The following is a 13667-nucleotide window of genomic DNA, read 5'->3' as shown; positions in this document are numbered from 1 at the left end:
ATAGAACCGAGTTTGACACTTCGTGGCAGTGCGAAGACTTGGCTGCTGCGAACCTATGAAGGCTGCCGTTGCGTCGTCTCACGAACCAGCCCGCGGAGGTCGTTTGGACCCTCCCTACTTGAATCACATCGCGCCACTGGCTCACTACGTTCAGCGAAAGCCGCCGGTGGGTATTGGTTCAACTTCGGTGAGCTGATACAACTACGTTAGGCCTCACAATCACACTACCATCGGTCGGGAGTTACGAGTATGCCAACAGCTTTGAATCTTCGCTCTCGATTCCAACTTCCTACTGGCCCGCTCGAAAACATTCCAATCTCCGGTAGAAGCTACGTGAAGGGTTTTCGAGAGTACGACGCCGCTGCGGCAGCCATCCGCAACTTCGCTCAGCCTCTTTCCATTTGCCGGCCGATCGTCACGTTCCTTGACCAAGTAGATTACTCAGCACTCGATGCGAGGCGCCAACTCATTCAGGCTCTCGCTTCGGAACGCTTTCATGACCTAGACGAGCGCATGCGGCTCGAAGGCGTCTCCCTTGAGAACTTTCTTCAAAGAGGGCCTGAAATCGACTTGGCCAGTTTGGACGACGAGCTTAAGTTGACAGAAGAATTGGAGGAATTCTTTGATCGCTTCATTGAGGCAACAATGAAGCCTGCCTTCGACCTTGCCTCCTACCTAATTGGATCCAAGTTTTAGATCCTTATCGGAAGAGAAAATCATGGCGCACAAAGTCACTCTTGAAATTCCGAGCAGTCGGACTGTCCTACATAAGGATAACGAGTTTGAAGTCCATGGAAGCAAGGGGAAGCTTGGCACGTTGCTGGTCATCAAAGCAAACATCGAGTGGATGCCTTCTCCGAGGTCTGTCAACAAGCAGAGACTCACGTGGACACAATTCGCAGCACTTATGGCCAGCCAAGGGAAGCCCGCTCGTTCTGCCCGGAAAAGAACACCCTCAAGCAAGGCTGTGCCGGCCGAGTGGTCCAACCCCTAAGTCAAGCGAAGAGCCAACGGCGAGTCATCTGTCCCACGCAGCGCCGTGCCATATCATGCTCCGATTGGGCCGAACATCTCGCCTTCGCCCTCCGCTTAACTTGAACGTCAGGCGTCACGAGATAGTTTGCCTATGTACCCTGCGCATATCCTTAATCTGTTCCCACCACATCCACGAAACCATACGGTATTCGTGGCGATGAGTTTCGACAACCAGTTTGATCGGCTTTGGTCCGATGTGCTAATGCCCGCGATTTCTGGGGTTCACGTAAATAGTACTTCGCTCCACCCGCACCGCGTCGATCTTTCTCGTAAGGGTGACTCAATCCTCACTGAGATCGTGCAGCACATTGCTGAAGCAAGGCTTGTACTAGCGGATATCAGCACCTTGGCGTGGATAAAAAGGGATAGGAAGAAGTTGAAAGCTATCCGAAACGCAAATGTCATGTACGAGCTAGGTCTTGCTCATGCGGCGCGCTTGCCAGAGGAAGTCGTTGTGGTCCGTGGAGACGGTGATCCACTTGACTTCGATATTTCAGGCGTCCGTGTCCATCGGTACCCATCTAATGTGGGCGAAGCTAGGCGTTTCATTGGGAATCTGCTCGTAGATGCGGTTCAGTCGATCGATCAGCGCAAAACTATGGCAGTGGCGCATGCGCTCCGCACTCTCACGCCACACATGTACCTATTACTTCACGCGGTAGAGCCAATCGTATACCCGAATCCGAGAACACTACGCGACTATCTCGGGACTGAAGAGATTCGCGCCGCAATCAAAGAACTGCTTGCCGGCGGCATGCTAGAACCCAACTATGAACCTCTGCCGTCGAACTTCATGAGCCTTCCGGCGACAGACCTTTTCAAGTACCGCCCGTCACCATTTGGACTAGCCGTCTGTCAGGCAGCCCGCTCTGAGTTGAAGTTTAACGACGCGTTCATACCCTGGCTTCAGGGTTCGGAAGGTAATGAGTGGTTTGCGGCTATGCAGAAGCAAGGAAAGGCCGATCCGGAAGCGAAATGACGACTAACTCTATGGTCAACCATACCCGATAAGGCACGCGCTGGAAGCCCAGCCTGAGTCACCAGCACCATAGTCTCAGCCCAGGCTCAAAGCATTTGCCTCCGCGGGTAGGCTACCTCGAGTTTTAGGCATCAGACCTCACCACCCGTTTTCTGCTGCCAAGCACCGAAAATCAAACAGTAATCATCAAGTATCAGGCATCAAATGCGCATCTACGACGAACTGGTGGAGAAGGCCATCGCTTGGGCGATACCTGCAAGTTCACCTGCGTCTTCAGCAGAGCACATTCAATACTACGGCCAGGTTGGTGACTTTTTTGGCGGCTTTTGGGGGACCATAATCGGCGTGGTGACGCTAGTTGTAGTCGTGGCGACATGGCGCTCGACCAGGAAAATCGATAACCGCTCGAAGATTTATCAAGTATTCGCGGAAATTCTTAGGACTCACGAGGAAATTGTGACGTCGCTACGGCTCGGTAATCTATCCGGACGAGAGGCGATATCAGAGATTCTGAGCGAATTCTACACGGCTTATGCCGAGATAAGGGAGGTCGAAAGAGAAGACAGGATCTACCTGTCTATGGATCGAAGAATCAATGCCGCCTTTGTGCTTGTCTATTACGGGGCACATCCGGAGACCGCCGATCTCTTTTCTTCCTCAACGCAAGGCTTAGACGGAAGAAAGCTATGTGAGAGGATCTACAGACGCAAAAGGTCGAGTAACAGAAACATCATACTATCCAAGCTTTCGGCCAGCCTTGACGGAGACCCCTCTGAGCGCGCCATTTGGCATCAATCGATCCGAGATTCCTTCGATCTGATTCGGCAGATCGATATTCCAAATGAACAGAAGCGTTTGTTGCGAGAAGTGCTAGCGAAGGCGCAGAATCGCCCGCACAACAATCCTGATAAGCGCGAGATTGTGGCGTTCATTGAGAGTCATTCTTTGTCAACTGAATTCGGTGGCCATCAGAATAGGCTGTCTCATTACTTCAGAAATTTGCACTCTGCTTTCGTTTTCATTGACGAGCAAAAACTTACGGCAAAGGAGAAAGACTCACTTTCAAAAGTCCTCCGCTCGAAGCTATCAAACTACGAGCAGGCCCTTTTGGCCATCAATGCTCTAACTGATCAAGGATCATCCTGGATCAAGCTGGGGTTGATGGATAGATACATGCCGATCAAGAATGTACCGAGGCACTTCTTCAACTTCGACGATCAGTTTGATCTGAAGAAGTCGTTTCCAAGCGTCAAATTTGAATGGGAGGCATGACGCCGAGGCCTAACCTCTCGCTCAAGCCTATCCGCTACTGCAGGTGCTGCAGTACCTGCAGTAGCGGGTCAACGAATTGACTACAGGTACTTTCTGTCTGACAGTCTAAATGCCCACGTATGGCAGCCGCGTGGCCGCAGAGAACAGGCCGCAAATCGGCAGGCGCCCAGGTTGTGACCGCTGTTCGGCGCGGGCCCGCTTCAAGCTCGGCCTGAGCCAGTCGACCGGGCCTCCGTCGCGCCCTACCGCGGCGGCGCCACCTGCACCCCCCCCGCCCGCACCCACACCCACCGCAGCGCGCCGCCAATGTCCTTCGGCCGCCGCCCCGCATTCCCCGGCACCGCCATCGGCTGCGGCACGCCGCCCTGCAGCCGGGCCACCGGGAACGAGAAGGTGTAGTTCGGCTCCTGCCCCATGCGCAGGTCCGACAGCAGCACGGTGTCGCCGTCGGCCACCAGCTTGTAGAAGCCGCGCGTGAACCAGGCCATGCGCGCCACTGGCGGGTGCGCGGCCAGCGCGGCCTGCAGCGGGGCGCCGCGGTCGAAGCGGTCGAAGCGCATCGCCGGGCCGTCGTCCAGCAGCGACCGGAAGCCCTCGTGCACGGCGCCGTCGCTCACCGCCACCACGCGCCACAGCACGGTGTTGAAGGGCGTGGGCGTGACCAGCACGCGCTGGGCGGGGATGCCCTGCTGCGCCAGCGCCGCGCGTGCCACGCCCAGCACGTGCTGCTGCGCGGCGAAGCTCCAGCCCAGGTAGGCCGTGCTCAGCGCCAGGCCGGCCACGTTCCAGCGCAGCGCGCGCGGGCTGCGCGCCAGCAGTGCCACCAGCACCCCCACCACCAGCGGCAGCGTGTACAGCGGGTCGATGATGAACATGCTGCCCACGCCCAGCGGCTCGCTGCTGAAGGGGCGCAGCAGCTGCGTGCCGTAGACCGTCATCGCGTCCAGCAGCGGGTGCGTCACCAGCGCCGCCCACACCGCCAGCACCCAGCGCCGCCACAGCGGCCACTGGCCGTGCAGGCGGGCGACGGCGGCGCCGATGGGCAGCGCCGCCAGCGTCAGCCAGAAGAGCGCGTGGCTGTCGGCGCGGTGCATCGTCATGTTGCTGACGGCGTCGCCGTGGTCGAACACCACGTCCAGGTCGGGCAGCGTGCCGCACACGCCGCCCCACAGGGCGGCCTTCCACACGGCGGTGCGGCGGCCCATCACGGCCACGCCGACGGCGGCACCCAGGGCCAGTTGCGAGAGGGAATCCATGGGCGCGCATTGTGTCGGCGCGCCGCCAGGCCTGCCGGCGCCGGGGCACTGCGCCGCGCCGGCCGCTAGCGTTCGGCGATGTAGTGCTGCAGCGTCGGCGCTTCGCCGTCGGCCAGGTGCACGCGCAGCGCGGCTTCCAGTTCCTGGTCGGCCAGCGTGGCGCGTGCGCGCTGGTGCAGGTAGTCGGCCCAGCTGGTGACGATGAAGCGTTCGGTGAAGCGCCCGGGCTCGCCCAGGTCGCGGTAGACGCGCCAGAAGGTGGCGCCGTCGCGCCGGCGCGGGCCGCGCAGCAGGCTCACGTCTTCCAGGAAGGCCGCCACCTGCTCGGGGCGCACACGGTAGCCGATCTCCACCGCCACCGGGCCGGCTTCGGGGTCGGGCTGGTGCTTCACGAACAGGTCTTCGCTCAACGTGGCCTGCGTCACTTCGTCGAGCCCGCCCATGCGCAGCGGGAAGGGCCGCGCCAGCAGCATGCCGCCGGCCATGGCCGCGGCGCCCAGCAGCAGCGTGGGCGTGAGGCCGACGATGTCCGACAGCGCGCCCCACACCGCCGAGCCGATGGCGAACGAGCCCAGCGCGGCCAGCGTGTGCAGCGCCGTCGCGCGCGCCCGCACCCACGGCGGCACGCTGGTCTGCGTGGCGGTGTTGTAGGTGGACATCACGCTCATCCAGGCGCCGCCACCGGCCACCAGCGCCACGTAGGTCAGCAGCGGCAGGCTGGAGAGCGCCGACACCGCCATCGCCAGTGCGAAGACCACGCTGCCGATGGCCACCAGGCGCTCCAGCCCCAGCCGCTGGCGCAGCCGGCCGATGACCAGGCCGGCGAGCACCGCGCCCGTGCCCAGGCAGCCCATCAGGAAGCCGAAGCCGGTGGCGCCCAGGCCCAGCTGGCGCTGGCCGATCACCGGCAGCAGCGCCCACAGTGCCGAGCCGGCGGCGCTGTAGGCCACGGTGCGCACCAGCTGCGCCAGCACGGTCTCGCTGTGGCGCGCGAAGCGCAGCGCGCTGAGCATGCCGCCCCACAGCCGTTCGGCCGGCAGGCGCGAAGGCGGGTGCGGCCGCGGCGGAAAGCGGCGCACGGCCTCGAACAGCGCCAGCACGCCCAGCACCGTGAACACGAACACCGCGCCGGCGCCGGCCAGCGCGTACACGTAGCCCGCCAGCGCCGGGCCGAGGGCGCGCGCGCTGTTGTACGAGATGCCGATGGCGGTGATGGCCTGCGGCAGCTCGTCGCGCGGCACCACGTCGACGATGCCCGAGTTCCAGCTCGGGCTCAGCATGGCCGTGCAGCAGCCGGCCAGGAAGGTCAGCAGCAGCAGCGTCGTGCCGCCCGCCCAGCCGGTGAGGAACAGCACCGCCATCAGCGCCACCAGCAGCGTCTGCACGCCCAGCGACACCAGCAGCAGGCGGCGGCGGTCGGTGGTGTCGGCCATCACGCCGGCGGGCAGCGCCAGCAGGAACATCGGCAGGAACACCGCCGTCTGCACCAGCGCGGCCAGGAACGACGAGCCGGTCACTTCGACCATCAGCCAGGCCGCGGCCATGGCCTGCATCGCGTTGCCGATGAAGTAGATGGTGCCGCCGGCCAGCAGCGCGCGAAAGGAGCGGTGGCGCAGCGTGGCTCGGATCGACGGGGCGGCTACAGTCATGCGCCCAATCATCACACGTCAAACCGTTGTCTTCGCCTGCTGCCGACCCTGCTGAACCCACCGCACCAGCCATCGGCCCCTGGACCCGCCGCGCCACGCTGCCGGTGACGCTGTTCGTGCAGGCGGCCTCGTCGGCAGCGGTGATCGCGCCCACGGTGGCGGCGCCGCTGCTGCTGCAGCGGCTGCAGCTGGGGCCGGCGGCGGTGGGCGTGTTCATCGCGCTGGTGTACCTGGCGGCCATGTTCTCCAGCCCGCTGGGCGCGGCACTGGTGCGGCACTTCGGGCCCATCCGCAGCAGCCAGCTGGCGCTGCTGGCCAGCGCGCTGGGCCTGGCGCTGCTGCTGGTGCCGTGGCTGCCGGCGGTGGCGCTGGGCGCGCTGCTGGTGGGCGTGGGCTACGGGCCCATCACGCCGGCCAGCTCGCAGATGCTGGCGCGCACCACAGCCCCGCGCCACTACGCGCTGGTGTTCTCGGTCAAGCAGACCGGCGTGCCGCTGGGCGGCGTGATCGCCGGCCTGCTGGTGCCGCCGCTGGTGGTGCTGGGCGGGGCCACCGCGGCCATGCTGGGCGTGGCGCTGCTGTGCCTGGCCGGCCTGCTGGCGGCGCTGCCGCTGGCCGCGGGCCTGGACCGTGACCGCGACCGTGGCGCCGCCTGGCCCAGCCTGTGGCAGCTGGCCGCGCCGGTGCGCTTCGTGGCCGCGCACCCGGTGCTGCGCTCGGTGGCGCTGTGCAGCTTCATCTTCTCGATCGTGCAGGTCAGCCTGACGTCGTACATGGTGACCTACCTCACCACCGACCTGCGCTGGACGCTGGTGGCCGCGGGCGCGGCGCTGGCGGTGTCGCAGACGGCCGGCGTGGTGGGCCGCATCGTCTGGGGCCTGGTCGCCGACCGCTGGCTGGGCGCGCGGCGCATGCTGCTGGTGCTGGCCCTGGCAATGGCCGCCTGCGGCCTGCTGATGCCGCTGCTGGCGCCATCGACTGCCGCGCTGCCGGTGCTGGTGCTGCTGTGCGCCTTCGGTGCCACGGCGGTGGGCTGGAACGGCGTGTATCTCGCCACGGTGGCGCGCCTGGTGCCGCAGGCGCAGGCCGCCACGGCCACCGCTGGCACGCTGTTCTTCACCTTCTTCGGCGTCGTGATCGGCCCGCCGCTGTTCGGCGCCGCCGGCACGGCCTTCGGCGCGCTGGGGCCGGCGTTCGCGCTGCTGGCGCTGCCGTTGCTGGCGGCGCTGTGGAGCCTGGGGCGGGGGCGCTGGGGGTAGTCTTGCCCGCGCTCAGGGCTGCTGGGCCGCCGGGCGGACCGCTGCCGCCGCTGTGGTCTGCAGCCGCGCGACGAAGGCGCCGAACACGGCGGGCAGCGACTGCCGCTCGCCACGTTCCACCCCGGCCTGCCTCGGCCCGGCCGGGCGGTCGTGCACGGCCACGAAGGTGGCCAGCAGGTCGCTGTCGCCCGCATCGGTGCTGTCGAGGTTGTCGTAGCTGCTCTGCAGGCGCGGCCCGTGGTCGCCATGCACGATGACGATGGGGTCGAGCGGCGAGGCCGCGCGCGCCTGGTCGATGAGCGCCAGCACGCGCCGGTGCGTGCAGGCGGCCTGGTCCCAGTAGTCGCGTTCCAGCTGCGGCAGCGGCCGCGGTGCTTCGCCGGGTGCCAGGTGGCGGTTCGGCGACGACCATGCCGCCAGCGGCTTGATGCTGCAGTCCGGGCGGGTCATGTACGGAAAGTGCGGCATCAGCAGGTGCACCACGTGGGCCTCGCCGGGAGCGATGGCCCGCATGCGCTGCTCCAGCCCCGCCATCAGGTTCAGCGCCGCCACCGGATTGCTGTAGTAGACGTATTCGTAGGACTGGTCGAGGTTCCAGCGCTGCAGGGTGGCGTACAGCGCCGCATAGGCGCGCACCGGGTAGGCGTCGGGGTGGGTGTAGGCGCGGTGCAGCTCGAGCACCAGCACCGCCAGCCGGCTGGCCGGCGTGGCCTGCAGGTGCGGGCCCACGGGGCCGGTCTTGCCGAACAGGTAGCTCTGGCAGTGCGCCGGGCTGTCGGGCGGGCACAGGCGCAGGAAGCTGCTCTGCACCACGTGCACGCGGTAGCCCAGGGCCTGCAGCGTCGCGAAGTAGCGGTTCTCCGGCATGGTGTGCCGGAAACGTTGGCGATGGTGGTTGTGCAGATGCTCGGGTTGCGGCGTCTCGTCGAGTTCCATCGTCGCGGCCAGCGACTTCTGCGTGCGGCCCGACGGCGCCCCGACCTGTGCGTGGTAGTCGAAACCGCGGTCCAGGTAGTCGGCCGCGATGCGCTGCGCGGGATGGTCCGGCGGCAGCGCGGCGGTCAACGCACGGATCGAGGTTTGTTCGTCCAGGATGATGTGCAGCAGCGGCCGCAGTGCAGCGGCCGTGGTCGCCGGCGCGGGTGCGGGCACGGCGGCCGGAGTGTCGTCCTGCAGCAGCGCGCGGTCGGGGCTCCACCAGAGCCCGAGGGACCAGACGCACGCGAAGGTCAGCAGCATCGCGCGCACGTTGTCGGCCACGCGTGTCGACAGCAGCACCACCACCACCGCCGGTGGCAGCAGGCACAGCAGCCACTGCCAGGTGGTGGGTTGCAGGTCGGTGCCGGTGAGCGCCATCGCCCAGGCCAGCGAGCGGGTGACGGCGGTGTCGGGCAGGTACGCATCCAGCGCCCAGTACACCCAGAAGCACGCGAACACGTGCAGCAGCAGCGGCACGCGGTAGAGCAGCGCCGCCGCCAGCGCGGCCACGCCGGCCAGGGCGGCCAGCGACAGCAGCACCTCGGCGTTCCAGGGTGCGTAGCCCATGCCGACCACCACCGGCATGTGGGCCGTCACCAGCGTGGCCAGCACCAGCAGGAAGGCGCCGCCCGGGCCGGGCCGGCGGCGGCTGGCGGGTGTGGCCGGCAGCGCGTCAGCCATGGCGCGTGTAGTGCACCAGCAGGCGCCCGTTTTCCTCGAAGCGCAGCTGCGCGCCGGCCGTGGCCACTTCCTGCAGGTAGTGCATGAAGTGCGCTTCGTCGTAGTCGCCGAACAGGTCTTCCCGCGTGGCCAGCATGCCGACCACCATCGGGTCGGCCTTGGGCACGAACTCGATCACGCCTTGCGGCGCGAAGTCCACCAGCCAGTGCACCACGGCGCGCAGCGGCAGGTTGCGGCCGATGCACAGGTGGTGGATGACCGCCAGCGCCAGCACGCCCGAGACGCCGCCGCGGCGTTCCTTCAGGCCCTTGCGCTCGGCCTGGTCCCAGCCCATCGCGGCGCTGGGGTCGGCGATGTCCATCAGCAGCGGCAGCACCGGTTGGCCCGACTTGCAGCGCGCGTAGGCCTTCTCCAGCGCGTCGAGGTCGCTGTCGAAGACGATGGCGCCCGTGACGCCGTGGTCCACCGCCACCTGCGCGTATTCGCCGGTGTTGCCGCCGATGTCGCACACCAGCGTGGGCGCCGTGGCGCCGGCCGCCAGCGCTTGCGCGAAGGTGGCGACGAAGCCGGCCTTGGTCTGCTGCATCGCCGGCGAGTAGCTGTTGATGGTGGCGTACTCGCCCCAGTACGTGCCGGCGCCGCCACGGTTGCGGCGCGACCGCAGGCTGGCAATCCAGCGCCGCAGCTCCTGCAGCAGCGCCACCGTGCGTGCCTTCGGCACCGCGGGTGCCGCGCGGGCGGCCTCGCCGGCGCGCGACGAGGTCACGGCCTGCGTCACCTTCGCGTGCGCGAACACGTGCAGCATGCCGTTCAGGCTGGTCAGGCGCTTGTGCCAGGGCAGCAGTTGCGCGCCGTAGGCCAGCGGGATGCCGTCGACGCTGCCGCGCAGCAGCGGCTGGAAGCCCACGCCCGTCCACGCCTCCAGCAGCAGCGGCAGCAGGAACATGCGGCAGAACTGGTGGTAGCCGGCCCAGGGTTCGCCGTCGACGTAGGGGCGCAGCGACAGCGGGTCGATGTGCAGCGGCCGGCCGCCGTGGAACTGCATGTTGTGCGCCGACGCGTCCGACAGCGTCATGCCGTGCTGCAGCGCCAGCAGGTGCACGTCCAGATGGGCGAGTGCGGCGTCCTGCAGCTGCGAGAAGGTCCACTCGTGCGCGTAGCTGGTGAAGCGCAGGCGCGGGTGCAGCAGCAGGTAGGCCGGGGTCTCGCCGCGGGCGCCGGTGAAGGGCGCCACGTCGCGGCCGCTGGTGTCCACCGTGGTGGCGATCATCAGCCCGCGCGTGGCCAGCTCGTCCAGCAGGCCGCTGTCCAGCACCTGCCGGAACGCCGCCGCGGCGCAGGGGTGCACGCTGCGCACGACCTCGCCCGGCAGCACGAAGACGTGGCCGGCGGGGTCGCGGAACGACCCGGCGTCGCGGCCGGCGGCGCCTGGTGGCGCTGGCGCGGCGGTCAACGCGGTTCCGCGTCGGCCTTGTTGCGCGCTGCGGCCTCGGGGGCGGCGTCGGGGTCGGCGAAGCGCCCGGTCTTGAAGAAGCCCACCACACGGCGGCGGAACGAGCGCACGCCGGCAAAGGCCGCGGCAATGGCACCGGCGATGGCCTGCAGCACGAAGGTGGTGCTGACGGGGTCGAGGTAGGCCCAGGCGGCCTGCGCGCTCAGGCCGAAGCAGGCCAGCACGGCCAGGCACTGCAGCGCGGTGTCGGCAAGCGGGGTGGAACGGCTGGGGCGCATGGGGTTCTCCTGGGCAGATGGTCGCGGGCACGCCGGCGGCGCGGCGGCCGCAGGCAGGCTCTTGGCGATGTTATCGACAAGCACGGCCGCCACCGCAGCGCGCCGCCGTGACGGACTGCGCGCCCGGCGCCGCGCCCTGGTGAGCGATTGCTACAGCACCAGCAGCGCGCGGAAGTCGTTGACGTTGGTGAAGGTCGGCCCCGGCACCACCAGGTCGCCCAGCGGCGCGAAGAAGCCGTAGGCGTCGTTGCGGTCCAGGAACTCGGGGGCTTTCATGCCCAGCGCGGCGGCGCGGGCCAGCGTGTCGGGCGTGACGACGGCGCCGGCGTTGTCCTCGATGCCGTCGATGCCGTCGGTGTCGGCGGCCAGCACCCACACGCCGGGCTGGCCCTGCAGCGCGATGGCGCAGCCGAGCAGGAACTCGGTGGCGCGGCCGCCGCGGCCTGGGGTGCCGGATGCGCCGCTGTCGCGGCGCTTCACGGTGACCGTGGTCTCGCCGCCGGAGAGGATCACGCAGGGCTTCGCGAAGGGCGCACCGCGCCGCGCCACCGCGCGCGCCAGCGCTGCCTGCACCTTGCCGACCTCGCGGCTCTCGCCTTCCATCTCGTCGCTGAGGATGTGCGCCTCGATGCCCGCGGCGCGTGCCACCGCGGCCGCGGCCTCCAGGCTCTGCTGCGGCGTGGCGATCATGTGCACGGCATGGCCGTCGAAGCGCGGGTCGCCGGGCTTGGGCGACTCGAAGGCGCCGCTCTCCAGCCCCTGCAGCGCGGCCGGCGGCAGCGCGATGCCGTAGCGGCGCACGATGGCCAGCGCGTCGGCGCAGGTGGTGCTGTCGGGCACGGTGGGGCCGCTGGCGATGATCTCGGGCGCGTCGCCCGGCACGTCGCTGATCAGCAGCGTGACCACGCGCGCCGGCGCGCAGCGCGTGGCCAGGCGTCCGCCCTTGATCGCCGACAGGTGCTTGCGCACGCAGTTCATCTCGTCGATGGCCGCGCCGCTCTTCAGCAGCGCCTGGTTCACGGCCTGCTTGTCTTCCAGCGTCAGCCCCGGCGCCGGCAGCGACAGCAGGGCCGAGCCGCCGCCGGAGATCAGGCACAGCACCAGGTCGTCGGCCGTCAGCCCCTGCGCGAGTGCTGCAATGCGCTCGGCGGCCTCGCGCCCGGCGGCGTCGGGCACCGGGTGGCGGGCTTCCACCACCTCGATGCGGCCCGGTCGCGCCTGGTAGGCCGGCGGCACGTGGTCATAACGCGTGACCACCAGCCCCGACAGCGGTGCGTCGGCCGGCCACAGCGCGTCGAGTGCCGCGGCCATCGCGCCGCCGGCCTTGCCGGCGCCGATGACCACCGTGCGGCCCCGGGGCGGCGGCGGCAGGTGCGCCGCCATCGTGTGCGCCGGCAGCGCGCGCTGCACGGCGGCGTCGTACAGCGCGCGCAGGAAGGCGCGCGGGTCCGCCACGCGGTCTGCCAGGGTCATTGCGCCTCGATCTTCGCTTCGCGGATGGCCTTGGCCCACTTCGCGGTCTCGGTCTTGTTGCGCTGCGCCAGCGCCTCGGGCGTGCCGGGCTCGACCGAGAAGCCGTTGGGCGCGAACTTGTCCTGGATGTCCTTGCTGCTGGCGGCGGCGTTGATCGCGGTGTTGAGCTTGTTGACGATGTCCGGCGGCGTGCCGGCGGGCGCGAAGACCGCGAAGTAGGCGATCAGTTCGTAGTCCTTCAGGCCCAGCGCCTCGTTCACGGTGGGCAGGTCGGGCACGGCGGCGGCGCGCTTGGTGGAGGTGACGGCCAGGCCGCGGATCTTGCCGGCCTTGTGCTGCGGCACGGTGACGGCGAAGTCGGCGGTGAACATGTTCACCTGGCCGCCGATCAGGTCGGTCATGGCCGCGGGGCCGCTCTTGTAGGGCACGGGGTTGAACTCCACACCGGCCATGCTGGCCAGCATGGCGGCCGACACCTGCTGCGAGGTGCTGGCGTAGGCCGCGCTGACGGTGCCGGGCTTGGCGCGGGCCATGTCGATCAACTCCTTCAGCGTCTTCGCCGGCACGTCGTTGTTCACCGCCACCATCAGCGGCACCGAGCCGATGTAGCCCACGGGCGTGAAGGCCGTGTCCTGGTCGTAGGGCAGCTTCTTCATCAGGAACTTCAGCGCCGCGTTGGTGCTGTTGGTGCCGATGAGGATGGTGTAGCCGTCGTTCGGCGCCTTGGCCACGATGTCGGCGCCCAGCATGCCGTTGGCACCGGGCTTGTTGTCGACGACGATGGGCTGGCCCAGCGTGGCCGCCATCTTCTCGGCGAAGGCGCGGCCGATCTGGTCGGTGGCGCTGCCGGCGGCGAACGGCACGACGGCGCGGATGGGCTTGCTCGGCCAGGCTTGCGCAAACGCGGCGCCGGTGCAGAGCAGGGCGGCCGAGGCGATGGCGAGGCGGCGGGTGATGGTGGGCATGGGGCGGTCTCCTTGTTGGTGTGGAATGCGGAACAGGCGGATTGTCAGGCCGACCCGCTGCCGCCGAGGTCGGGGTCGATGGTGATGTCGAGCAGGGCGGCGCCCAGCGTCTTGCCGTGCGCGTCGAGCGCCAGCGAGCGCGTGACGCCGCCGCCCAGCGCCGCGTGCAGCACGAAGTGCACGGCGCCCAGGTGCGGCAGCAGGTGGCGGTCGACCGCGCCCTGCACGGTGCCGCGGTAGTGCTCGCGCACGCGCTCGGCGGTGAGCACGCGCTCCAGCAGCGGGTAGACCGCCGGGATGCGCGCGGGGTCGCGCACGATGATGCTCAGCGTGGCGCGGTCGCCCTTGTCGCCCGAGCGTGCGATGGCGATGTCGTGCAGCTTCATGGT

Annotated in this window: 12 protein-coding genes; 4 read left to right on the top strand and 8 right to left on the bottom strand. The window is 68.0% G+C overall.

The window, feature by feature from the left end; all coding sequences use genetic code 11:
* Positions 1–249: 249 nt before the first annotated feature.
* The 3 genes from ACPOLB_RS11220 to ACPOLB_RS11210 all read left to right on the top strand — a co-directional run bounded on the left by ACPOLB_RS11220 (position 250) and on the right by ACPOLB_RS11210 (position 3286).
* Complete coding sequence (locus ACPOLB_RS11220; protein WP_425261447.1) at positions 250–696, top strand: hypothetical protein; 447 nt, start codon at positions 250–252, stop codon at positions 694–696.
* 496 nt (positions 697–1192) lie between these two features.
* Positions 1193–2014, top strand: coding sequence for a hypothetical protein (locus ACPOLB_RS11215; RefSeq protein ID WP_425261446.1), 822 nt, complete (start codon positions 1193–1195; stop codon positions 2012–2014).
* Positions 2015–2218: 204 nt separating this feature from the next.
* On the top strand, positions 2219–3286 hold the full coding sequence (locus tag ACPOLB_RS11210; RefSeq protein ID WP_425261445.1) for a putative phage abortive infection protein: 1068 nt from the start codon (positions 2219–2221) through the stop codon (positions 3284–3286).
* A gap of 242 nt (positions 3287–3528) precedes the next feature.
* On the opposite strand, the gene ACPOLB_RS11205 is transcribed toward ACPOLB_RS11210, so the two are convergent.
* Together ACPOLB_RS11205 and ACPOLB_RS11200 are read right to left on the bottom strand one after the other, a co-directional pair.
* Entirely contained in the window at positions 3529–4542 is a 1014-nt protein-coding gene (locus ACPOLB_RS11205; RefSeq protein WP_425261444.1) for a metal-dependent hydrolase, read from the bottom strand.
* A gap of 65 nt (positions 4543–4607) precedes the next feature.
* Positions 4608–6191, bottom strand: coding sequence for an MFS transporter (locus ACPOLB_RS11200; protein WP_425261443.1), 1584 nt, complete (start codon positions 6189–6191; stop codon positions 4608–4610).
* Between the two features lie 26 nt (positions 6192–6217).
* Between ACPOLB_RS11200 and ACPOLB_RS11195 the strand changes: the two genes are divergently transcribed.
* Positions 6218–7450: an MFS transporter gene (locus ACPOLB_RS11195; RefSeq protein ID WP_425261442.1), complete on the top strand. Its 1233-nt coding sequence runs from the start codon at positions 6218–6220 to the stop codon at positions 7448–7450.
* A gap of 12 nt (positions 7451–7462) precedes the next feature.
* Here the strand turns inward: ACPOLB_RS11195 and ACPOLB_RS11190 are convergent, their stop codons facing one another.
* The 6 genes from ACPOLB_RS11190 to ACPOLB_RS11165 all read right to left on the bottom strand — a co-directional run bounded on the left by ACPOLB_RS11190 (position 7463) and on the right by ACPOLB_RS11165 (position 13664).
* On the bottom strand, positions 7463–9109 hold the full coding sequence (locus ACPOLB_RS11190) for a hypothetical protein (RefSeq protein WP_425261441.1): 1647 nt from the start codon (positions 9107–9109) through the stop codon (positions 7463–7465).
* Positions 9102–10562, bottom strand: coding sequence for a hypothetical protein (locus tag ACPOLB_RS11185; protein WP_425261440.1), 1461 nt, complete (start codon positions 10560–10562; stop codon positions 9102–9104). The genes ACPOLB_RS11190 and ACPOLB_RS11185 overlap by 8 nt, the downstream gene beginning before the upstream one ends.
* The gene (locus ACPOLB_RS11180) at positions 10559–10840 is read right to left on the bottom strand and encodes a hypothetical protein (protein WP_425261439.1); all 282 of its coding nucleotides are present in this window, start codon (positions 10838–10840) and stop codon (positions 10559–10561) included. Before ACPOLB_RS11180 ends, ACPOLB_RS11185 begins: the two co-directional genes overlap by 4 nt.
* Before the next feature lie 150 nt (positions 10841–10990).
* Positions 10991–12313: a glycerate kinase type-2 family protein gene (locus ACPOLB_RS11175; protein ID WP_425261438.1), complete on the bottom strand. Its 1323-nt coding sequence runs from the start codon at positions 12311–12313 to the stop codon at positions 10991–10993.
* Positions 12310–13278, bottom strand: coding sequence for a Bug family tripartite tricarboxylate transporter substrate binding protein (locus ACPOLB_RS11170; RefSeq protein WP_425261437.1), 969 nt, complete (start codon positions 13276–13278; stop codon positions 12310–12312). Before ACPOLB_RS11170 ends, ACPOLB_RS11175 begins: the two co-directional genes overlap by 4 nt.
* 44 nt (positions 13279–13322) lie before the next feature.
* Entirely contained in the window at positions 13323–13664 is a 342-nt protein-coding gene (locus ACPOLB_RS11165) for an AtuA-related protein (RefSeq protein WP_425261436.1), read from the bottom strand.
* Positions 13665–13667 lie beyond the last annotated feature (3 nt).

The sequence above is a fragment of the Rubrivivax soli genome (assembly GCF_049810355.1).
In the GTDB taxonomy this organism is placed as follows: domain Bacteria; phylum Pseudomonadota; class Gammaproteobacteria; order Burkholderiales; family Burkholderiaceae_C; genus Rubrivivax.
The sequence above is the reverse complement of the archived record's forward strand: the minus strand, read 5'-3'. Positions and strand labels throughout refer to the sequence as shown.